Origin of the sequence: Salimicrobium jeotgali (assembly GCF_001685435.2) — a bacterium.
GTDB classification, from domain to species: Bacteria; Bacillota; Bacilli; order Bacillales; family Halobacillaceae; genus Salimicrobium; species Salimicrobium album.
On the sequence record NZ_CP011361.2, the window covers coordinates 2,481,349 to 2,503,121 of the forward strand.

At 47.9% G+C, this 21,773-nt stretch carries 12 protein-coding genes, 13 tRNA genes and 3 rRNA genes; 4 read left to right on the top strand and 24 right to left on the bottom strand.

Annotation, left to right across the window (positions count from 1 at the left end; genetic code table 11):
* Positions 1-147: 147 nt before the first annotated feature.
* The gene (rocF, locus tag AAV35_RS12475; RefSeq protein WP_008591103.1) at positions 148-1,059 is read right to left on the bottom strand and encodes an arginase; all 912 of its coding nucleotides are present in this window, start codon (positions 1,057-1,059) and stop codon (positions 148-150) included.
* A 256-nt stretch (positions 1,060-1,315) separates the two neighbouring features.
* On the opposite strand from rocF, the gene AAV35_RS14640 reads away from it, so the two are divergent.
* Entirely contained in the window at positions 1,316-1,444 is a 129-nt protein-coding gene (locus tag AAV35_RS14640; protein ID WP_272947619.1) for a hypothetical protein, read from the top strand.
* Between the two features lie 21 nt (positions 1,445-1,465).
* Positions 1,466-2,836 (top strand): response regulator, encoded by a 1,371-nt coding sequence (locus AAV35_RS12480; RefSeq protein ID WP_008591100.1) that lies wholly within the window; start codon positions 1,466-1,468, stop codon positions 2,834-2,836.
* Positions 2,837-2,911: 75 nt separating this feature from the next.
* Here AAV35_RS12480 and AAV35_RS12485 read toward each other — a convergent pair.
* The 21 genes from AAV35_RS12485 to AAV35_RS12590 form a co-directional block, all read right to left on the bottom strand.
* A tRNA-Ala gene (locus tag AAV35_RS12485) sits at positions 2,912-2,984 on the bottom strand.
* Positions 2,985-2,986: 2 nt separating this feature from the next.
* A tRNA-Gly gene (locus AAV35_RS12490) sits at positions 2,987-3,061 on the bottom strand.
* Between the two features lie 10 nt (positions 3,062-3,071).
* A tRNA-Lys gene (locus tag AAV35_RS12495) sits at positions 3,072-3,144 on the bottom strand.
* 40 nt (positions 3,145-3,184) lie between these two features.
* Positions 3,185-3,256, bottom strand: a tRNA-Gln gene (locus AAV35_RS12500).
* A 45-nt stretch (positions 3,257-3,301) separates the two neighbouring features.
* Positions 3,302-3,384: transfer RNA gene (locus AAV35_RS12505), tRNA-Tyr, on the bottom strand.
* A gap of 17 nt (positions 3,385-3,401) precedes the next feature.
* Positions 3,402-3,477 (bottom strand) — tRNA-Thr (locus tag AAV35_RS12510).
* Positions 3,478-3,483: 6 nt separating this feature from the next.
* Positions 3,484-3,559, bottom strand: a tRNA-Val gene (locus tag AAV35_RS12515).
* Between the two features lie 10 nt (positions 3,560-3,569).
* Positions 3,570-3,644: transfer RNA gene (locus AAV35_RS12520), tRNA-Glu, on the bottom strand.
* A gap of 16 nt (positions 3,645-3,660) precedes the next feature.
* A tRNA-Thr gene (locus AAV35_RS12525) sits at positions 3,661-3,732 on the bottom strand.
* A gap of 4 nt (positions 3,733-3,736) precedes the next feature.
* Positions 3,737-3,811: transfer RNA gene (locus tag AAV35_RS12530), tRNA-Asn, on the bottom strand.
* Between the two features lie 4 nt (positions 3,812-3,815).
* A tRNA-Met gene (locus tag AAV35_RS12535) sits at positions 3,816-3,892 on the bottom strand.
* 16 nt (positions 3,893-3,908) lie between these two features.
* A 5S ribosomal RNA gene (gene rrf, locus AAV35_RS12540) occupies positions 3,909-4,023 on the bottom strand.
* 51 nt (positions 4,024-4,074) lie between these two features.
* Positions 4,075-6,986 (bottom strand): 23S ribosomal RNA (locus AAV35_RS12545).
* A 134-nt stretch (positions 6,987-7,120) separates the two neighbouring features.
* Positions 7,121-7,196, bottom strand: a tRNA-Ala gene (locus AAV35_RS12550).
* A gap of 22 nt (positions 7,197-7,218) precedes the next feature.
* Positions 7,219-7,295, bottom strand: a tRNA-Ile gene (locus AAV35_RS12555).
* Positions 7,296-7,453: 158 nt separating this feature from the next.
* Positions 7,454-9,022 (bottom strand): 16S ribosomal RNA (locus AAV35_RS12560).
* Together the 16S, 23S and 5S rRNA genes with 13 tRNA genes alongside form the textbook arrangement of a ribosomal RNA operon.
* Positions 9,023-9,340: 318 nt before the next feature.
* A complete protein-coding gene (locus tag AAV35_RS12570; protein ID WP_008592766.1) occupies positions 9,341-9,937 on the bottom strand; it encodes a KinB-signaling pathway activation protein in 597 nt (198 codons plus the stop codon).
* Between the two features lie 163 nt (positions 9,938-10,100).
* Positions 10,101-11,156, bottom strand: a complete 1,056-nt coding sequence (locus AAV35_RS12575) for an Mrp/NBP35 family ATP-binding protein (protein ID WP_008592764.1) — start codon at positions 11,154-11,156, stop codon at positions 10,101-10,103.
* A gap of 100 nt (positions 11,157-11,256) precedes the next feature.
* Entirely contained in the window at positions 11,257-12,399 is a 1,143-nt protein-coding gene (locus AAV35_RS12580; protein ID WP_008592762.1) for an MFS transporter, read from the bottom strand.
* A 16-nt stretch (positions 12,400-12,415) separates the two neighbouring features.
* Positions 12,416-13,813 (bottom strand): hypothetical protein, encoded by a 1,398-nt coding sequence (locus tag AAV35_RS12585; RefSeq protein ID WP_008592760.1) that lies wholly within the window; start codon positions 13,811-13,813, stop codon positions 12,416-12,418.
* 75 nt (positions 13,814-13,888) lie between these two features.
* A complete protein-coding gene (locus AAV35_RS12590) occupies positions 13,889-14,722 on the bottom strand; it encodes a fumarylacetoacetate hydrolase family protein (RefSeq protein WP_008592758.1) in 834 nt (277 codons plus the stop codon).
* 215 nt (positions 14,723-14,937) lie between these two features.
* Here AAV35_RS12590 and AAV35_RS12595 point away from each other — a divergent pair, with 215 nt between their 5' ends.
* Together AAV35_RS12595 and AAV35_RS12600 are read left to right on the top strand one after the other, a co-directional pair.
* A complete protein-coding gene (locus tag AAV35_RS12595) occupies positions 14,938-16,542 on the top strand; it encodes an S-layer homology domain-containing protein (RefSeq protein WP_008592756.1) in 1,605 nt (534 codons plus the stop codon).
* An 11-nt stretch (positions 16,543-16,553) separates the two neighbouring features.
* On the top strand, positions 16,554-16,799 hold the full coding sequence (locus tag AAV35_RS12600) for a DUF3006 domain-containing protein (RefSeq protein WP_008592754.1): 246 nt from the start codon (positions 16,554-16,556) through the stop codon (positions 16,797-16,799).
* A 161-nt stretch (positions 16,800-16,960) separates the two neighbouring features.
* Here the strand turns inward: AAV35_RS12600 and AAV35_RS12605 are convergent, their stop codons facing one another.
* Together AAV35_RS12605 and AAV35_RS12610 are read right to left on the bottom strand one after the other, a co-directional pair.
* Positions 16,961-17,986 carry an alpha/beta hydrolase gene (locus tag AAV35_RS12605; protein ID WP_008592752.1) on the bottom strand — a complete coding sequence of 342 codons (1,026 nt, stop codon included), beginning with the start codon at positions 17,984-17,986 and terminating at the stop codon, positions 16,961-16,963.
* A gap of 688 nt (positions 17,987-18,674) precedes the next feature.
* Positions 18,675-21,767, bottom strand: a complete 3,093-nt coding sequence (locus AAV35_RS12610) for a type I restriction endonuclease subunit R (protein WP_008592750.1) — start codon at positions 21,765-21,767, stop codon at positions 18,675-18,677.
* Positions 21,768-21,773: the final 6 nt, after the last annotated feature.

Genomic DNA, 21,773 nt, shown 5'->3' on the forward strand with positions numbered 1-21,773 from the left:
CTATACCTCCGCTTTCACTGCGGTTCTTATATGTACGAATAACTCGTCCGGAAGGTTTCATCATATTATTTTTTAAACGGGGGCAGGTGCCGCTTATTCATTATAACAGCCTGCATCCTGGGGATGCAGGCTGTTGTATCAGAAACTTTATGTCAGCTTCTCACCGAGCAGGGAACCCATAAGCCCCACCGCCATGGAAGCCGTTTTATTTTTTTCATCGAGGATCGGGTTCACTTCCACGAATTCTGCCGAAGTGATTCTTTCCGAGTCATGCAGCATCTCCATCGCCAGATGACTTTCCCGGTAACTGAAGCCGCCCATGACCGGTGTTCCTACTCCAGGTGCTTCTTCCGGATCCAGGCTGTCGAGGTCGAGGCTCAAGTGTACGCCGTCCACTTTGCGGCTTTCCAGATAATCAAGAGCATCCTGCATCACCTGCGACATACCGAGACGGTCCACTTCATGCATGCTGAACACTTTAATGCCTTTCTCCCTGATCAATTCCCGTTCCCCTTCGTCCACGGAACGTGCACCGATAACAACGATGTTTTCAGGTTTCAGTTTAGGCTGATACCCGTGGATATCTGTAAGACTTTCATTGCCTATCCCTATACTTGCAGCCAGCGGCATCCCGTGAATATTACCGGAAGGAGAAGTTTCTCCGCTGTTCAAATCCGTATGGGCATCATACCAGATCACGCCGAGGTTCCCGTAATGTTTCGAGATACCGGCAAGTGTCCCCATGGCAATGCTGTGGTCGCCTCCGAGCACAAGAGGGAACCGTCCTTCCTGAACGACGTCATCCACCTTTTGCGCGAGCGCGACGTTGCCCTCTCTGACCTCTTTAAGATTACGGAGATTCTCTTTCTCACTTGTTTCCTCCGTTTCTTCGGAAGGTTTGGAAATGACCAGGTCTCCGAGGTCTTCTATATCATATTTCAACTGTTCCAGTCTTTCAATTACTCCCGCATAGCGGATGGCACTCGGGCCCATGTCCACACCCCGGCGATTTTGACCGAGATCCATAGGTACACCAATGATCGACAACTTCCTGTTCATAGTACAATTCCTCCTTCATAGGGCTGCTTTCTATTGTAGCTAAAATTCACACAATGACTCAACTGCACATTTTTGTGCATAAACATGCGTTTCCTTCCGGTTTCAAAATAACGTTCCGTCTATTATAATGGTAGGTATAACCAATAGAACGAACAGCTACTTGCAGGAAAGGTCGTGCCCTATGAAAACAGCCTCACAGTTACTATAGGAAGGGATTGAAAATAAGATAACAGACTGGCAGGCCCGCCCCTTTGTCGTGGAATACGACCTGGCCGACTTTCTGAAGCAGACGAGAGAGCAGCTTCAAGTCATGGAATTTACGGAGGCGGAACAGCTTACGGAGAAGTTTCTTCTCTTCCTTGACCGAACCGGCACGAAGAGATAGGAAAAATCAGAATGGAGACCGTTGCTGCGACAGATACAGACGGAATTCCCTCTGCTCACTTCACCACTCCGTACAACGGGGGACCGGTCTCCCGACACGAAGTTACCGCTGCTGCTTATCATTGACGATGATATAGAGTTCATCACTTTTATGAAAGATTTCCTGGAGCAGCATGGATACCAGGTTCTTGCATCGCTTACCGGAAAAAAAGGTCTCGAATTATTTTATGATTTTCACCCTGACCTTGTGCTGATTGATTACATACTGCCGGGTACAGACGGGGTGGCTCTGCTGAATCAAATCGTTGAGAAGGCCCATAATGAATCCACCCCTGTCATCATGGTCAGTGCGCACAATTCAAATGAACACAGGGCCCTCTCCTTTAATCTGGGGGCGACTGATTTCATCGGAAAGCCGGTCAGAACCGATGTATTGCTTCCATTTCTGAAAAATCGTCTTGCCTCGCGGGAACAGATTCTTGCCCATATTCTGCAGGACGAACTGACCGGCGCTTTCAATCGAAAGTTTTTAGAGAAAAAACTGAAGGAGCAGTCGGCTCTCTTCCATAAGGAAAACGGGTACACCTTTTCTGCGGCCATGGTGGATCTCGATCATTTTAAAAAAGTCAATGACACATACGGCCACCACACGGGGGATCAGGTTCTGGAGACGTTTGTGAAAGTATTTGAGCAGATGAAAACATCAGGAGAGACGATCAGCCGTTATGGAGGGGAAGAATTTGTTGTGATCTTCCCGGGTGCTTCTGCGCAGGAGGCGGATGCAAGAGTGGAAGAATGGAGAAATCGCTTTTCCTCCATTACATTCACTTCAGGGGACGAACAGTTTCACGTCCATTTTTCGGCAGGAATCGCGCAGTTTTCGGATGCCCCCGGAGGAGAAAGCATCCTCGAACGGGCAGATAAAGCTTTGTATTATGCCAAAAGGACCGGCAGAAACCGTACTGTTTCCCATACTCACATGCCGGTTTCTGCCTTTGATGCAGAGACGATCACACTACTCATCGTCGAAAATGATCCGAGCGTGCGACAGCAGCTGGAAGACTTTTTCTCCACTCGCTCTTTTATCAGCGATAAACCGGTACGGGTCATCACTTTCCATACCCGACAACAATTTCTCGAGGAAGACTGGTATCATCCGGAAGAGGATTATGTACTGCTGCTGGCAAGTTCTATCGGTATCGATACACTGCCTTTTCTCAAAACGAAATACGATTTCCGGAATGTAGCGGTTATGATTATGACCGGAGAAGAGGAAACGGAAAGAGTGGAAGAAGCACTGAGAGAGGAAGCCGAAGATTATCTGTTGAAACCTTTCCGACTGGAAGATCTCGGCGAATGGCTCGACGGAGTAGCCGATAGAATGTTCATATAGCTCATACAAAAAAGGAGTTTCTCCGCGAGAAACTCCTTTTATTTATCTATTCTTTTATAAAAAGTGAAAATGTAATGGAGCCTAGCGGGATCGAACCGCTGACCTCCTGCGTGCAAAGCAGGCGCTCTCCCAGCTGAGCTAAGGCCCCGATGGAGCGGGAGACGGGATTCGAACCCGCGACCCCCACCTTGGCAAGGTGGTGTTCTACCGCTGAACTACTCCCGCAATGAAGCAGTGAGCCATGGAGGGCTCGAACCTCCGACCCTCTGATTAAAAGTCAGATGCTCTACCAGCTGAGCTAATGGCTCGTAACAATAGAAAATTCGTTAATGAAAAAATAAAAAAAGGCTGGGCTAGCTGGATTCGAACCAGCGCATGACGGTACCAAAAACCGTTGCCTTACCGCTTGGCCATAGCCCAACAATTCTGTAATCATAAAGCTTCACAAATGGAAACATAAAAAAGTGGAGGGAGCAGGACTCGAACCTGCGAACCCGATGGGAGCGGATTTACAGTCCGCCGCGTTTGGCCAACTTCGCTATCCCTCCGTAATAAAGGACTCTGCTGGTGCCGGCCAGAGGACTTGAACCCCCAACCTACTGATTACAAATCAGTTGCTCTACCAATTGAGCTAGGCCGGCCGACTATGGTGGAGGATGCAGGGCTCGAACCTGCGACCCCTTGCTTGTAAGGCAAGTGCTCTCCCAGCTGAGCTAATCCTCCAGTGAAATAGTGGTGACCCGTACGGGATTCGAACCCGTGTTACCGCCGTGAAAGGGCGGTGTCTTAACCACTTGACCAACGGGCCTGGTTTCGTTTGCGAGAGCTTCCAGCCGGATTTGAACCGGCGACCCCTTCCTTACCATGGAAGTGCTCTACCACTGAGCTATGGAAGCAATTTGGCTCCACCGGTAGGATTCGAACCTACGACAAATCGGTTAACAGCCGATTGCTCTACCACTGAGCTACGGTGGAATATTGGTTGCGGGGGCAGGATTTGAACCTGCGACCTCCGGGTTATGAGCCCGACGAGCTGCCAGACTGCTCCACCCCGCGCTGATTAAAAAAAACGATGTGGCAGCGCCCTACTCTTGCGGGGGGTAACCCCGACTACCATCGGCGCGGAAGAACTTAACTTCTGTGTTCGGCATGGGAACAGGTGTGACCTCTTCGCTAGTGCCACCACATCTAGGAAGGAATGAACCTTCAAAACTGGATAAGAAACATACGACCAACGTATAGAGAAGATCTCGATGGATTAGTATCCGTCTGCTGCACGTGTCGCCACGCTTCCACACCGGACCTATCAACCTCTTCGTCTCAGAGGCATCTCTACAAAGGGAAATCTCATCTCAAGGGGGGCTTCATGCTTAGATGCTTTCAGCACTTATCCCGTCCACACGTAGCTACCCAGCAATGCTCCTGGCGGAACAACTGGTACACCAGCGGTGTGTCCATCCCGGTCCTCTCGTACTAAGGACAGCTCCTTTCAAATTTCCAACGCCCACGACGGATAGGGACCGAACTGTCTCACGACGTTCTGAACCCAGCTCGCGTACCGCTTTAATGGGCGAACAGCCCAACCCTTGGGACCGACTACAGCCCCAGGATGCGATGAGCCGACATCGAGGTGCCAAACCTCCCCGTCGATGTGGACTCTTGGGGGAGATAAGCCTGTTATCCCCGGGGTAGCTTTTATCCGTTGAGCGACGGCCCTTCCATGCGGTACCGCCGGATCACTAAGTCCGACTTTCGTCCCTGCTCGACTTGTAGGTCTCGCAGTCAAGCTCCCTTGTGCCTTTACACGCTGCGAATGATTTCCAACCATTCTGAGGGAACCTTTGAGCGCCTCCGTTACTTTTTGGGAGGCGACCGCCCCAGTCAAACTGCCCACCTGACACTGTCTCCGGACCGGATCACGGTCCTGGGTTAGAATGTCCGTACCGCCAGGGTGGTATCCCACGGGCGCCTCCACCGAAGCTTGCGCTCCGGTTTCGATGGCTCCCACCTATCCTGTACAAGCGATACCAACATTCAATATCAGGCTACAGTAAAGCTCCACGGGGTCTTTCCGTCCTGTCGCGGGTAATGCGCATCTTCACGCATCGTATAATTTCACCGGGTCTCTCGTTGAGACAGTGCCCAAGTCGTTGCACCTTTCGTGCGGGTCGGAACTTACCCGACAAGGAATTTCGCTACCTTAGGACCGTTATAGTTACGGCCGCCGTTTACTGGGGCTTCGGTTCAACGCTTCGCTTACGCTAACGCATCCCCTTAACCTTCCAGCACCGGGCAGGTGTCAGCCCCTATACTTCACCTTACGGTTTCGCAGAGACCTGTGTTTTTGGTAAACAGTCGCTTGGGCCTCTTCACTGCGGCTCCTCGGCAGAGGAGCACCCCTTCTCCCGAAGTTACGGGGTCATTTTGCCGAGTTCCTTAACGAGAGTTCTCCCGATCACCTTAGGATACTCTCCTCGCCTACCTGTGTTGGTTTGCGGTACGGGCACCCGCCATCCTCGCTAGAGGCTTTTCTTGGCAGTGTGAAATCAGGAGCTTCGATACTCATGTTCTCTCCCCATCACTGCTTGCACTTGCCGGACGGATTTGCCTATCCGACGCGCTCACAGCTTGGACGCACACATCCAATGGTGCGCTCTCCCTATCCTCCTGCGTCCCCCCGTTCGCTCGAACGGAGGCGGGTGGTACAGGAATCTCCACCTGTTGTCCATCGCCTACGCCTTTCGGCCTCGGCTTAGGTCCCGACTAACCCTGAGTGGACGAGCCTTCCTCAGGAACCCTTAGGCTTACGGTGAAAGAGATTCTCACTCTTTTTTCGCTACTTATACCGGCATTCTCACTTCCAGTCGCTCCACCAGTCCTCACGGTCTGACTTCACAGCTCCTGGAACGCTCTCCTACCACTTGCATCATCGATGCAAATCCGTAGCTTCGGTGGTGTGTTTAGCCCCGGTACATTTTCGGCGCAGCGTCACTCGACCAGTGAGCTATTACGCACTCTTTCAATGATAGCTGCTTCTAAGCTAACATCCTGGTTGTCTAAGCAACGCCACATCCTTTTCCACTTAACACACACTTAGGGACCTTAGCTGACGGTCTGGGCTGTTCCCCTCTTGACCATGAACCTTCTCACCCATGGTCTGACTCCTCGACGCGAGTCGCTGGCATTCGGAGTTTGACTGAACTCGGTAACCCGGTAGGGGCCCCTCATCCAATCAGTGCTCTACCTCCAGGACTCCTGGCCGAAGGCTAGCCCTAAAGCTATTTCGGAGAGAACCAGCTATCTCCGTGTTCGATTGGCATTTCACCCCTACCCACCCCTCATCCCCGTAATTTTCAACTTACGTGGGTTCGGGCCTCCAGTCAGTATTACCTGACCTTCACCCTGGAGATGGGTAGATCACACGGTTTCGGGTCTACGACCGTCTACTCGAGACGCCCTGTTCAGACTCGCTTTCGCTGCGGCTCCACACCTACGGTGCTTAACCTTGCAGCCGATCGTAACTCGCCGGTCCATTCTACAAAAGGTACGCCGTCACCCATTAACGGGCTCCGACTACTTGTAGGCACACGGTTTCAGGTTCTCTTTCACTCCCCTTCCGGGGTGCTTTTCACCTTTCCCTCACGGTACTGGTTCACTATCGGTTACCAGGGAGTATTTAGCCTTGGGAGATGGTCCTCCCGGATTCCGACGAAATTTCTCGTGTTTCGCCGTACTCAGGATCCACTCCGGAGGAGGGAGGATGTCGGCTACAGGGCTGTTACCTGCTATGGCTGGACGTTCCAGTCCGATTCGCCTATCCTCCCTCTTGGTAACTCCAAGGGAGTGTCCTACAACCCCAGAGAGCAAGCTCTCTGGTTTGGGCTGGTTCCGTTTCGCTCGCCGCTACTCGGGAAATCGCATTTGCTTTCCTCTCCTCCGGGTACTGAGATGTTTCAGTTCCCCGGGTCTACCTCCGATCACCTATGTATTCAGTGATCGGTACTGTCCCATAACGGACAGTGGGTTCCCCCATTCGGACATCTTCGGATCAACGCCTACTTACGGCTCCCCGAAGCATTTCGGTGTTTGTCCCGTCCTTCATCGGCTCCTGGTACCAAGGCATCCACCGTGCGCCCTTCATTTCTTCACTATACTAGTGAAAAGACGCTTCATTCTAAAATAAAGATCGATGTTGGTCTAGATAGAAATACCCTCGATTTAAACAATCGAAGTTAAATCATCTATTGTTTCTTATCCAGTTTTCAAGGTTCAATAGAAAATATTTGGTGGAGCCTAGCGGGATCGAACCGCTGACCTCCTGCGTGCAAAGCAGGCGCTCTCCCAGCTGAGCTAAGGCCCCGCATTGTGGGTTATATAAGGAATGGTGGGCCTGAGTGGACTTGAACCACCGACCTCACGCTTATCAGGCGTGCGCTCTGACCGACTGAGCTACAGGCCCATACCTTAGATTTTACAAAAAGAAAAAGATCATTTCAATAAGAAAGTATCAATCCTTCAAAACTGAACATGTTTTAGCCATACGCCGGAGCGCTCCCTGAGAGCGCCCGGTTCGTGCGGATCCTTCCCGTAAGGGGAAAGATCCGTTCCTATCCTTAGAAAGGAGGTGATCCAGCCGCACCTTCCGATACGGCTACCTTGTTACGACTTCACCCCAATCATTGGCCCCACCTTCGACGGCTGGCTCCTGTAAAGGTTACCTCACCGGCTTCGGGTGTTGCCAACTCTCGTGGTGTGACGGGCGGTGTGTACAAGGCCCGGGAACGTATTCACCGCAGCATGCTGATCTGCGATTACTAGCGATTCCGGCTTCATGCAGGCGAGTTGCAGCCTGCAATCCGAACTGAGAATGGGTTTCTCGGATTGGCTACCCCTCGCGGGTTCGCTTCCGTTTGTCCCATCCATTGTAGCACGTGTGTAGCCCAGGTCATAAGGGGCATGATGATTTGACGTCATCCCCGCCTTCCTCCGGTTTGTCACCGGCAGTCACCTTAGAGTGCCCAACTGAATGCTGGCAACTAAGATTAGGGGTTGCGCTCGTTGCGGGACTTAACCCAACATCTCACGACACGAGCTGACGACAACCATGCACCACCTGTCACTTGGTCCCCGAAGGGAACCTTCCATCTCTGGAAGTAGCCAAGGATGTCAAGACCTGGTAAGGTTCTTCGCGTTGCTTCGAATTAAACCACATGCTCCACCGCTTGTGCGGGCCCCCGTCAATTCCTTTGAGTTTCAGCCTTGCGGCCGTACTCCCCAGGCGGAGTGCTTAATGCGTTAACTTCAGCACTAAGGGGTGGAAGCCCCCTAACACCTAGCACTCAGCGTTTACGGCGTGGACTACCAGGGTATCTAATCCTGTTTGCTACCCACGCTTTCGCACCTCAGCGTCAGAAACCGACCAGAGAGTCGCCTTCGCCACTGGTGTTCCTCCACATATCTACGCATTTCACCGCTACACGTGGAATTCCACTCTCCTCTTCAGTTCTCAAGTTCCCCAGTTTCCAATGGCCATCCGTGGTTGAGCCACGGGCTTTCACATCAGACTTAAGGAACCGCCTGCGTGCCCTTTACGCCCAATAATTCCGGACAACGCTTGCCCCCTACGTATTACCGCGGCTGCTGGCACGTAGTTAGCCGGGGCTTCCTCGTGAGGTACCGTCAAGGGACCGTTCTGTTCGCACGGTCCTTGTTCTTCCCTCACAACAGAATTTTACGATCCGAAGACCTTCATCATTCACGCGGCGTTGCTCCGTCAGACTTTCGTCCATTGCGGAAGATTCCCTACTGCTGCCTCCCGTAGGAGTCTGGGCCGTGTCTCAGTCCCAGTGTGGCCGATCACCCTCTCAGGTCGGCTACGCATCGTCGCCTTGGTGAGCCGTTACCTCACCAACCAGCTAATGCGCCGCGGGCCCATCTGTAAGCGATAGCAAGAAGCCATCCTTTTACCATCGGTTCAGGAGAACCGTTGGGTTATCCGGCATTAGCCCCGGTTTCCCGGGGTTATTCCGGTCTTACAGGCAGGTTGCCCACGTGTTACTCACCCGTCCGCCGCTCGTTCCACGAGCGTCCGCCCCGAAGGGATTCAGCTCGCTTCCCGCGCTCGACTTGCATGTATTAGGCACGCCGCCAGCGTTCGTCCTGAGCCAGGATCAAACTCTCCATAAAAGAGATTGATTAGCTCAATCATAATTCGTTCAAAAAATTGACGTATGGCATAAAACATTGTTCAGTTTTCAAAGATCGATGTCTTTTTTGCGACAAAACCTAATATATCAGCCTGACTTGATGAAGTCAACACTTTTTTTAGATTCAGTCGTTTTTCTATTGTGTTGTCTTCTTCTTTCCCGACAACGTTTAATAATATAGCACAGTTCCATTTCAAAACGCAATACCTTTGTAATATTTTTTGTTGATTTCTTCTCACCAGCCTTCGATGGAAGGCTTCCCTCCCGGCAAGGATGAGAAAAAACCGCAAAAGAGACGTTACGCCTCTTTTGCGGTTCCGACCAAGCGATGCAGCAACAGAAGCTGATAAGAGTTACATATAAAAAGCCCGATAATCATCAGCCATGTATAGGCACTGTCATCAAGATAAAGTCCCGGCAGCCACTCCACCGTCGTAATGACTGTCATAAAAAACATTGCCGGAAGGAAAGCAGTTTTATTCGTTTCATATACTTTCCTTTTTGCTACCAGATAGGACGCCACGAGGAGGCCGATCGCCGTAGCGAGATATCCCCAGATACTCCCGTCATCCGAAGCCAGGTAACGAAAATATACAAGGTCGAACAGAGTGAAAATAATTAAAAATGCCTGCAGCGGCCGCCAGAACCCGCGAAACATACCGGTAGCAAACTGATTGATCATTAAGTATGCGAAAAAACCCATTTGACTGATTACACTGAATATCAGACCGTACCCGAGGAAAAAGATGAGCACACCGAACAGTTCCCCTATTTGAAGTGGATCCAGTGCTTCCATATAAGCATCCGCCCGAAAAAAGAAGCTGGCTATAAGGACTACTGTACCTCCGAGTGCCAGCGTTGTCATAAACATCCGAACCCATTTGCGAGAATTCACATTGCTGCCCCCTAAACTGTTGTTTCATACCTTCAAGTATTCTATCACGAAGCGGAAGATTTTTGGTTACTGGCACAAAATGTTCAAAATTACGATCCTTCCTTCATAAAAAGAAAGCGTAAAGCCGGGAATGTCTTCCGGCTTTACGCTTTGAACTGTATCTTTAATCTTCGTAGCTGTCTATAACTTTAGCAGCAATATTCCGGTAGATGAGCCCGGTCGGATGATCTTCCTGATAAACGGAAGGTGCAAAAACATCCTCTTCTTCGTACGGCTGCTGCAGCGGAATATGGCCGAGAACGCCTGTCTTAAGCTGCTCGGCAAGCTTCACGCCGCCGCCACGCCCAAAGACGAACTCTTTATTCCCGGTCTCTTTACTTTCGAAATAAGCCATATTTTCGATAATTCCCAGGATTTCATGCTCGGTCTGAATAGCCATCTGACCGGCACGGGCTGCGACGAAAGCAGCTGTCGGGTGAGGCGTCGTTACAATTATTTCTTTTGAAGTAGGCAGCATGGAGTGCACATCCAGTGCCACGTCTCCTGTTCCCGGCGGCAGGTCGAGAAGGAGATAGTCGAGATCGCCCCACTCCACTTCCTTGAAGAAACTTGTAAGCATTTTACCGAGCATCGGGCCACGCCAGATAATAGGAGAGTTATCTTCCACGAAGAAGCCCATGGATACGAGTTTCACATCAAAGCGTTCCACCGGAATGATCTTCTCTCCACGTACGACCGGGCGTTTTTCCACGCCCATCATGTCCGGTACACTGAAGCCATAGATGTCTGCATCGATGATACCGACTTTTTTACCGAGACGGGCCAGTGCAATCGCCAGGTTCACTGTTACCGTGGATTTACCTACGCCGCCTTTCCCGCTTGCGATCGTAAGAAACTTAGTCCCTGTCTGACCAAGAAGGTTCGCTTCCTTTTCCTGCTCTGCTGCAGGCTGGAACTTCTCAAGCGTCTCTTCCGGGAGCTGATCGAAACGAAGACCGACTGTCGCGGCTCCCTCACCCTTGATTTTATTGACGATACTTTGCTGCAGTTCCATCTGCTCAGCGGTATTCGTCTTGGCGATAAGAAGTTTTACACTGACGTGTTCCTTCTCTTCCTTCACCTTGATTTCCTGTATTCCTTCTGTTTCCTTGAACGTTTTATGTAAAAACGGATCCTCGATGGATTCCAGAATTTCTCTTATTCTTTCCTCTGTTACCAAGTCGTTCACCATCCTTTTATAATCACTAGTCGTAGTATAACATATGTGAAACGCTTTCTAAGTAATTTGCTTATATCTTCCGGGGCTTTCTTTCAAAAAATCAGAAAGAGCGGCGGGGAGCCTTCCCGCTGACTACCAGCGCCACTCCGACTGCAATCATGAAACTGCCGCTTATCAGAAATGGTACTCCGGTCCATTTCTCCAATATCCCTGCTCCGGAAGACCCCGCCACTACTCCGAGCGAGAAGAAGGCGTAAAAGATACCGTACGCTTTTCCTCTTTCCGAATCTTCGGAAGAACGGGCGATCATCTCGTTCATCGACGGAAAAAGAAAAGCGAAGCCGATACCGTACATAACCATCAGCACGACGGTCCAGACGGCACTGCGGGTAAACGAAAGAACGACCAGCGCCACTCCGATGATGCCGAGACCTCCCGCTGCCAGAAGAAGCGGGGAATATACCCGGTATACCCGGTTCAGAGGAGTTATAAAAATAACGAGAGCCGTAATTCCGAAAACACTTAAGAACACCCCGGCGAGAGAGGAAGGAAAACCGAAACTCTCCACTTGAAACGGAAGCGCAAAAGCGAGTGTCCCGTTACTTACCATAAGAGCGAAGGCGGCGCCTGACGCCTGCCATAACGTTTTATTTTTCAGAAGTGCTCCGAATCCTTCCCGGGCACTGCTTTCTTTTTTCTCTTCGGGCAGGGTTACGGGAACAAACTTCCAGCCGAGGAAAAAAGCGATCAGAAAAAGTGCCGCCACAAAAAGAAACACGTAGTAGATTTCCGAACGGGCTGCTACAATCCCTCCGATCGCCGGGCCTGCAATGGCGGCAATTCCGATAGCTGCCCCCGTGTAAGCCATCGAAGCCTCTCCGTTCCTCCGCCGGGTAAGGTCCCCCACTATGGCAAAAGATGCCGGGATGAGAATCCCTCCGAACAGGCCGTGGACGAAGCGAAGGGCAAGCAGCTGCCCGTCTGTCGTCACGAGCGGATAGCCGAGAAGAAGGAAGAACACGAAAAACATCGCAAACAGAAGTACCCTCTTCCGACCGAGGCGATCCACACCGTATCCTCCAATAATATTCCCGAACATGTTGGAGAAGGAGTAGATTCCTACAATTAGACCGGCCATTACTTCCCCGGCTCCAAGCTCCACAGCAAAAGGAGAGATGATCGGCAGCTGTACGAATGTATCCATGAATGTAACGATAATGATAAAATACAGGATTTTTGTCATGATGTTTCCTCCAGAACTATGTTACGAAATAGGCGGCACTCTGCACGTAAACTTGAGCCGCGGCATAAAAGACGAGAGAGAATTTCCAGTTGTATACGATACTGTTCCGGAATGAATTGATGCCGTTCGATCCGCTCAAAGCAATAGCCGGCAGGATGATTGGAGACAAGATAATGGAAATCACACTCCCTGTAGTGACAGAGAGCACAATCAGCTCAGGCGGATAAGGCAGGTCGATACTGGTCAGAATACCGGCTACCAGTACCATTACCGTCAAAGGGCCGAGCCCCGTAAACCCGAGGAACACTACAATGAACGGTAATAGACTCAGGAAGTTCATAACCGGCACCTGCCCCTCCACCACTTCAAGCAGAGCTACGGCATTTTCGGCAAAACCCGTCTGATTCAAAGAATAAATGAGGGTACCGACGCTGAGCATAATGCTGAGCTGATACCCTTTTCCGGGGGTATCCTCCACGACGAACCTTTTCACTTCCTGCCAGAGCTTTCCACTTTTTCGTTTCACTATATAATAAAGCAGACTCCATATTATGATGACCAGTGGGATGGTAACCATCAGATCGGTTGCGAATATAGCATGAAGAAGGAAAATCGGTCCAAAGAGAGAAGCGAAAAGAACAAGGAACTCGAAAGTCCTCTCCCTGCTTCCTTCCATCTTTTGATGAAGAACTTCGCTCAACTCCTCCTGCACCCCTGCTGTCATCGAAATTCCGGATTTCTTTTCTTCACGTTTCGAAAAGAGAAAGGCGATGCCGGTACCGACCATGGCAATAAAGAAACCCTGCAGCATCGCAAGCCATAAATTAGCCTCCATCGTCTCCACAGCAAAAATAAAGCTCGGAATGCTGATCACCCACAGGGTGGAAAGCCCGAAGCCGCGCAGCAGAGCGGTACTCTTAAACCGCTCCCAGCCCTCACCGCTTCTGTTTTTCAGGAAATCACTTACGAATTCATAAAGCATCGGGATGACGCCGAACAGGAGGAAATGGGCAATCACCTGTGTAAAAAACGTCAGACCGGTATACAGTTTCCCGGCGGAATCGATCATTCGCGGGACGGACTGGAGGATTGCGGATAAATAATCCTCTTCCCTGAGGACGATACTTATGAAAGGTATGATGATCAGGAGACCGATGATTCCGCGCATCGTCAGAAACCCCTCTTCCATGCTTTCCATGATCGTATGGTCGGAAGCGACAGTGATGACGAGCGAAGTGATGAACAGAAGCAGCGGGAGTTTGAAGCGCCCGATGCCGTACTGGAGGAATGCGAATAAAAACAGTCCGCCTCCCGTAACGGCTAATAGCGGCAGCAGGAAGGACTGCGGGTTAAAATAAGTATAAAAATGTAAAACAGCATATAAAATGACGGTAAGACGTAACCCCCAGGCCATCGCCCTCTCCTCCTTTCCTTTGATCCGGTTCATACATAACAAAAAGAAAAGCTGACGACTGTAGCACCCGTCAACTTATCCTCTCTTCATCGTATTTACCAGCGTGCCGAGTCCTTCGATCGATACTTCAACCTCATCCCCGTCCTCAAGCCATCGTTTATCATCCAGTTCCATAATGACTCCCTCAGGCGTACCGGTCAGAATAACATCCCCCGGCTGGAGCGTCATATAGGTGGAAATGTAGCTGATCAGCGTAGCACAGTCAAAAATGAGATCGGAAGTGTTCGAATCCTGACGAAGTTCCCCGTTCATCCGACACTGAATCTGAAGATGATCGGGATCTCCCGCTTCATCGGCGGTAGTGAGATATGGACCGATCGGGCAGAAGCCGTCCGGTGATTTACCGACAAGCCACTGCTTCGTCCGGAACTGCAGGTCACGGGCGGACAAGTCGTTCGCCGGGGCGTAGCCCGCTACGTAATCGAACGCCTCCTCTTTGCTGACGTGTTTCGCCTGCTTCCCGATAACGATAGCGAGTTCCGCTTCGTAATCCATTTCTTTTGCGTCGGCAGGAATCACCACAGAGGTGTGGGAACCTGTCAGGGCATTCGCGAACTTATTGAACAAAAGCGGATAGGCGGGTGCTTCCATCCCGGAGCGTTCCGCATGTCTCTCGTAGTTCAGCCCGCTGCAGATGATCTTCTCCGGACGGTCCACGCAGGGGCCCAGTGTCGTTTCGTTGATAAGAGGAGCCTCTGCAATATATGTATGTACGGCTTCTTTATCCCGGTCAAGCCAGATGAGAAGTTCGGGTACGGTACTCACTTTATCCGAGAAGTCACGTACTCCTTCATCGGTGTACACTCCCGGTGACCATGTATCTCTGTTCCAGAAAGTTACGATTTTCAACGGTTGCCCCTCCTTTTGCATTCTCCACCCTATCTTACCATAAAAGAGAAACATGGGCGGAACAGGACGCTCCCCGCTTTGCAAGTAGAAATTGATTTTTGACGTGTCATATACATCAGAAATTAAAAAATACGCAGTGAATTATATCTATTTCTAACAAATTTCTCCTATTTTATCTTATAATCGAGATAATCAAAAAGGAGGGTATTAAGCAAATGAAAAAAATCTCACCTGTGCTTTTTTTACTTGCTCTGCTATTTTCACTTAACGCCCCCGCCGTCAGCGCCGGTTCGTTCAGTGACATCGAAGAGGTCAGCTGGGCCAAAAAAGAAATCCAGTACCTTTCTGGGGAAGGGGTCATCAACGGCTATCCCGGAAACGTATTTAAACCGGGGGAAAAGATAACGAGAGCCGACGTCGCCGTCATGCTTGTACGCGAGCTTTATCCGGAGGCGACTCCCGAGTCCGATCCTCCCTTCACAGATTTAAACAACCATAGATACTATTACGATGAAGTGGCGATAGCTTACGAAAAGAACATTTTAGAAGGGTACAATAACAAAGTTCGCCCTGAGGACAACATAAGCAGGGCGGAAGCCTCCGTCATGGTCGATCGCGCTTACAGCATCGACAGGAATGGGAAAAGAGGCGGCATAAGCGACGCCAAAGAAGTCTCCTGGGCCACGGAGAGCATACTGGACTTGTACACCCAAAATATTATAAACGGGTTTCCGGACGGTACTTTTAAACCCCGTAGCGATATTACTCGGGCACAATTCGCGAAAGTTCTTTCCGCTACCATAAATCCTGACTTCCGTGCCCTTGATGATTTCCAAGCACATTTCATCGACGTGGGGCAGGGAGACAGTATCCTGCTGGAATCCCCCTCCGGGAAAAACATCTTAATTGACGGCGGGAGAAAATCAGCCGGCGAAGAAGTGGTGGATTACTTAGCTAAAAAAGACGTCGGCACCATAGACTTGCTTGTCGCTACACATCCGGACGCCGATCATATTGGCGGTCTGATCGACGTTCTGAAACAGGTGAACGTGAAGAAAGTTCTGGACAGCGGGAAGACCCACACGACAGATACGTACATGGAATATTTGAGTATTATCGACCGGAAAGACATACCGTTTCAGGAAGCGAAAGAAGGCGAAATACTGAATTTCGATGACGTACTCGATATTCAGGTACTGAATGCCAAAGACGGGTCTGGCGACAATAACGAATCTTCTATAGTCCTGAAAGTGTCCCACGGGAGTATCGATTATATGCTCACCGGGGATGCTTCCACGGAGATAGAACAGGAAATGATCGATCAATACGACGTAGAAGCAGAGATTTTAAAGCTCGGCCACCACGGGGCATCCACTTCCACGTCCCGGGCGTGGGCTCAGCAGGTTGATGCAGAGGTCGGCATTCTGTCATACGGCCCGAACCACTACGGCCATCCGGATGAAACCGTCGTGAATCGTATGCGTAATTTCGGAGCTGAACTTTACTCCACATGTGATACCGGAACGATTACAGTGACGACGGACGGTCAGAGTTTCGATGTGAACGGCTCCCCTTTCGACGGGACGGACAATTGTAGAACGGACGGAAACCAGAACGACGGTAGCACGGACACGGTCAACGTTAATACCGCCGATGCTGAAACACTTCAGTCGATTGACGGAGTCGGCCCTTCCATTGCCGGATATATCATCGACTACCGCAACGCCAACGGTCCTTTTCAAAGTATTGAGGAACTGGACAACGTAAAATATATAGGAGCGGCCACGCTTAATAAAATGAAGCCTTACATCACTTTATAGGAGCTGACATAATGAACAAGTACACCATCGACCGCTTCGAAGGAAACATAGCCGTCCTGTTGAAGAAAGGTAAGGAAACGTTGGAAAAAGATGTGCCCGTAAGCTCCTTCACCGGAGAAGTAAATGAGGGGGACATCGTTGAGGAAATTACCTCAGGAAACAAAAACACCTACCGGCCTTTGAGGGAAGAAACAAAAAGTCGCCGGCAGGAAGCAGAAGATTTATTGACCAGGATTAAAAATAAGAATGATCAATGAATAAAGGGGAAGCCCCTCTTTTCAAATCATTTTATATTCCGGATACACAATACCCCTTTTCCGACACTCTTCGGAAAAGGGGTATTGTTTGTTATACATCCTGGTTCTATTTGACATGAATCTCAGCCGGAGTTGTGTCTGTTCATTTAAAAAATCGTGAGTCAGGGACCATCATATTGTTCAAGCCACCCGGCAATCGTTTTGTGTGCAGCCTTTCTTGTCACAACACCAAAATGGGAAGTGTCCTCCAAGAGGCTCACCTTTGTTTCCGGTGAATACTCGTTGAATAACGGTTTGAATGCCTCCGGTTTAGACACATGATCATCGGTTCCAATCATGACAAAGGATGGTTTCTCCAAACTTGCAATATCTTTTCCGTAATCATTGCGGGCGTGCATAGAAATTTGCAAAGCATAGTTATAGCGTAACGTTTCCGTGCCATCCCTGACGGCCTCCGGCATATTGAATGAAATCACATCTTTGTGATTTAACACCGTAATTCCAAACGTGTTTAAGATGCTCAAGCCGATCATACGCGGCATATTAACGTTGCTCCACTCACTGTCGGAGCGATAGGTCGGTGCTGTGTGATGAATGAAAGGGGATAACATCAGATAGCCATCGACCGGCTCATTCTCACCTCCGGCATACCGGATGACTGTTCCTCCACCGCTTGAATGCCCACCTAATAGAAGCGGACCTTCCTGCTGGCTCCGGATATACTTTACGAAATCATTGATATCGTCTTCAAGCTGACCGATATAGTCTGCCTCCCCCCTGTTTTCCGTCTGTGGCCCGTGCCCACGGAAGTCGGGAGTATAGACGTTTGCAACATCGTTTTCGGATAAGTGACTGGCCAGTGGTTGAAGATAGCTGCTGTGGTAGGCGGATCCGTGCAAGAGAATCAATGTTTTATCGGCTTCTCCCTCATAATAACGGTAGGACAATTTTTCCCCGTCTCGTGCGGTGTGTTGATGCAGTGGTGGCAGTTTGCTCTCCTCCGTTTGAAGCGTATCAAAACTTAAACCACCGTCTTTTCCCTCCGGAGCTTCCGTCTCGCTGAACAGCACCATACTAAATACCACACCAAGGAAAACGACTGCCGAAATGCCGAAGGAAAAACCGATTCGTCTGAAAATTTTTTTGCGTTGGGACTTGGAGCCTTTCGATACAGGTTGCGAAGTCATTAGTATTCTCCTAATGTTCATTTTATCGTTCGTCGCTGACAACCTTGTCCAAAATATCGTTCCACAATCCGACACAATCGTTGACTAATGCCATTTACCTACAGTATACCAACCATAGCGTAAAATTGTTAGTGGCTCTCAGTTGGATCCCCGATCAAATGCCGATAACTATCTACATCGGCTTGATGTATGAAGCGAAGAGGAAAAACAGATGAAATGTCTCAGGAGCAGATAAATTTTCAGCGAAAGGTAACGTGTTATATATTTAAACGCAAAAAAGCCCTCCCAGCTCAATAAGAGCAAGAAGGGCAATTTTTGGTGTACAAAACTTATTCGCTTCGAGAACTGAGGGAGGTAGTAAAATCAAGGCTTGCAGGCACTTTTGTATGCTACTTGTATGTTACGTGGAATTATCCACTGGTTTTATAAAACGGTTAAATGGATAACTAATTATTGGATTCTCTCATTTATCATACATAACATCATTGGCCGGTGTCTTGTGTTGTTTTTTGTGCTTTTCTAAATTGCGAAATGGTGTTAATTCAATGGTGTTGTGGGTTCCTAATGGATTGTATATTTGTTAATTATTGTTACTTTCCTTAAATAGAATCTCTACATCTTCCTGAACCTCTCACCTAACCCTAGAGGGATAAAATACATATGCTTAACAAGCAGCTTAAATAAAAGTTTAAATTTTTTTATATTTCTTTTTCAATTTAGAAACAATTTCTGGTAATTCTTTCGATAAGGCTATGTTGTGTTCGAGTAAGTTACTAGTCTTAGGATCCTCAATCGATGCAAAGTCGATACTATTTGTTAAATCATCAATATACGGAATCTCATCTGGTTTTGCAACAGAATATGCCTCAACTGCTTTTTCCAGTATGACATCATTAATACCCCACTCAGATGAAACTTGATAAATCTCATTGTGCAATTGTTTCTTTTTCCAGTTTTCAAAAGCCTCATCAAAGTTAATATTACTGGGCACATTTCCTGGTTCTAATTCTTCTGAAACAAATCGTTTTAATAATTCAGCTTGTTCATAATCACCCAGATTACTCAATTCTTCAATGTTTTGATAGATTAAACGCAATGTTTCTGCATCTACTGTCTGTACCCCTTCAGTAGATGTTGCTTTTTCCCCCATTAATTGAATAATATAATATGCATCAATGGTTTGAGAGCCTGCTAGTTTTGCTTTTCCAAGCGGTAAAATAGGGATATCGTCTTCAGGATTATCTTTATCGTCTCGTGTTAAGTTACGATATGCCCCGACATACTGCATCCACTCATGTTCCGTAACACCAAACGCTTCATCCACCCAGCTAAACTCATAATATTGCTGGATTTTATTTAATTGGCCATTTGCTTTTTTAAATACTTTCTCAAATGCCTTTTTAGCTTCTTCATTGGTTTCAAGTGCTTGCCAGTCAGTTGGATCATTCAATATTTCCATTACTTCCCTGGAGTAATCAACGAATTCACTGACTGCCTCAGGGTACGGCTTCACAATTGCTTGACTACTTTCTCCGCCACTACCATACAAAATCAGTGCTTCATTAACGGTTTCTTCGGTAATTCGTGGGTACTGGAAATTCACAATGGAACCAAATTCCTTTTCCTTCCCGTAAATCCGGTTCGTTCGTGAATAAGCTTGAATTAATCCTTGTAATGCCAAAGAACGATCAACATATAACGTATTAATAAATTTAGAATCATACCCTGTGAGTAGCTGATCCGCAACAATCACAAGGTCAATATTTTTAGGGTTTCGCCCACTGCCACCACGAGTTGCTCTTTCCACAACATCGTCATAATAAGCATCTTCCCCTCGACGTTTATCGCCGTAAGCATATTCAATCCCTGTAAATGATGCATAATCTTTAAACATTGCTTGAATGATTTCTGGGTCTGTTGGATTTGTATCGGCATCTGTTCCAAAACTAAAGGTCATAGCTACATTAATTTCGATATCATCTCTTGTAGCTAACTGTTTTTGAAACTCTTCATAGTATTCTATTACACGATGTTTAAAAGCGACGGTTAAAATCGCATTGAATACCTTTTGTTGCGATTGCTCTTCCCAATTATTTAAGATTTCTTCAACTACTCTTGGGATGTGTGTTTCATCCTGATAAAAGAGCAATTTACTTTTCTTAGCTTCTTTTTCCACTTCTAAATCAGACATTTCCATGACTTGACGTTCGATTTTCCTTTTTGGTATATCAGGTTGTTCTTCTAATTTATAATCCGTAATGTTTTCTCTTAGTGCGTCATAGCTTTCAAATTCTCCTGTATTGATATAATCAACGTGGAAACCTAGGACGTTTTTATCTGCAATGGCTTCATCGATTGTGTATTGATGTAATAATGGCCCAAACAGTTTCTCCGTTGTGTTAATCAGTTCACTTTTTTCATTGACCATACCTGAGATATTATTCTCATCGAATAGCGGGGTTCCTGTAAAACCATAAAACAACCCATTTTTGCGGAAATAGTCTCTAATTATGACCATCATCTCACCCATTGTTGTCCGGTGTGCTTCATCGATAATAAAGACAAACTTCTTATCAGCTAAGCTATCGTCTTTCCCGTCTTTTAAATCTTTGACAAGGTTATTTAATTTGAAAGTGGTTGTCACAACAATATTAGACATGGCAGATGTTAATAATTTACGCAGCTGATAAGTATGTGCCGTATCATCGACTTCTACCGATTCATATTCTGCGTAGGCTTTGAAATTATCACTTGTCCTACTATCTAACTCTTTACGGTCAACTAAAAATACGACTTTATCAAAACCTGCTCTTGTTGATAGAAATAATGCCGTTTTAAAACTGGTAATGGTTTTCCCTGACCCTGTCGTATGCCAGACAAATCCTCCATGTGGAAATTTATCTTCATTATCCCAACCTAGTGCAGCTCCTTCAATCGCTTGAAGTGCATGCACTTGATAAGGACGCAAAAGCATGTGTTTCTGATTTTCTGCATCTTTTGCTTCCTCAATCACTAAGTAATCACCGACTATTTGATGTGCCATGGGAATCATTAAGAATTGTCCAATGACATCTTCCCAGTGATTAATCGGTTTATTATTTTTATTTGCCCAATGGAATACAAAACTCGGATTAAAAGCTTGAATCGACTTTGGCGTTGCAAAATAACGTGTTGCGACTTCAGATGTCATCACCATCATTTGTGAAAATGCCATAAAATTATTTACATACTCGCCATCTGCGTAATATCGTTTAAACTGATTAAACGCTTCTTCTAGCGATTTATCTGTGCGTTTTTGTTCAATATTAATCAGCGGTAAACCATTAATAAGCAAAACAAGATCAAAACGATTGCCATTGGCGGACACGACTTCACGTGCAACCTTATAACTTGAGTCTCCACCACGAACCTGTGCTTTTTTGAAAATCGTTAGCGTTATTTGTTCACGGGTGATATCTGTATGGCTATCTCGATAAATACCATCAATCTTTCCAGTGGACTGTTCCATTGCTAACAGCTTTGCAGCTTCATAGCTATTATCAATTTGCGAAACCTTTGCCATCACTTGAGCAAATTCATTATCTGTCAGTGGCACGCCTTCTAAGACATCCGCGTTCATACGATTGAGTTCTTCACGCCAATGTTGAACCAAACCTTGCACTGTCACCTTTTGTTTATTCCCATCTAAAAAGGTTGGTGCTTTCCATTTATACTTTTGTAGTTCTTTTACAAAATTGTCTTGGAACGTTTTCTCCGCTACACTTTTAGCATGATTACTCATGAGTAT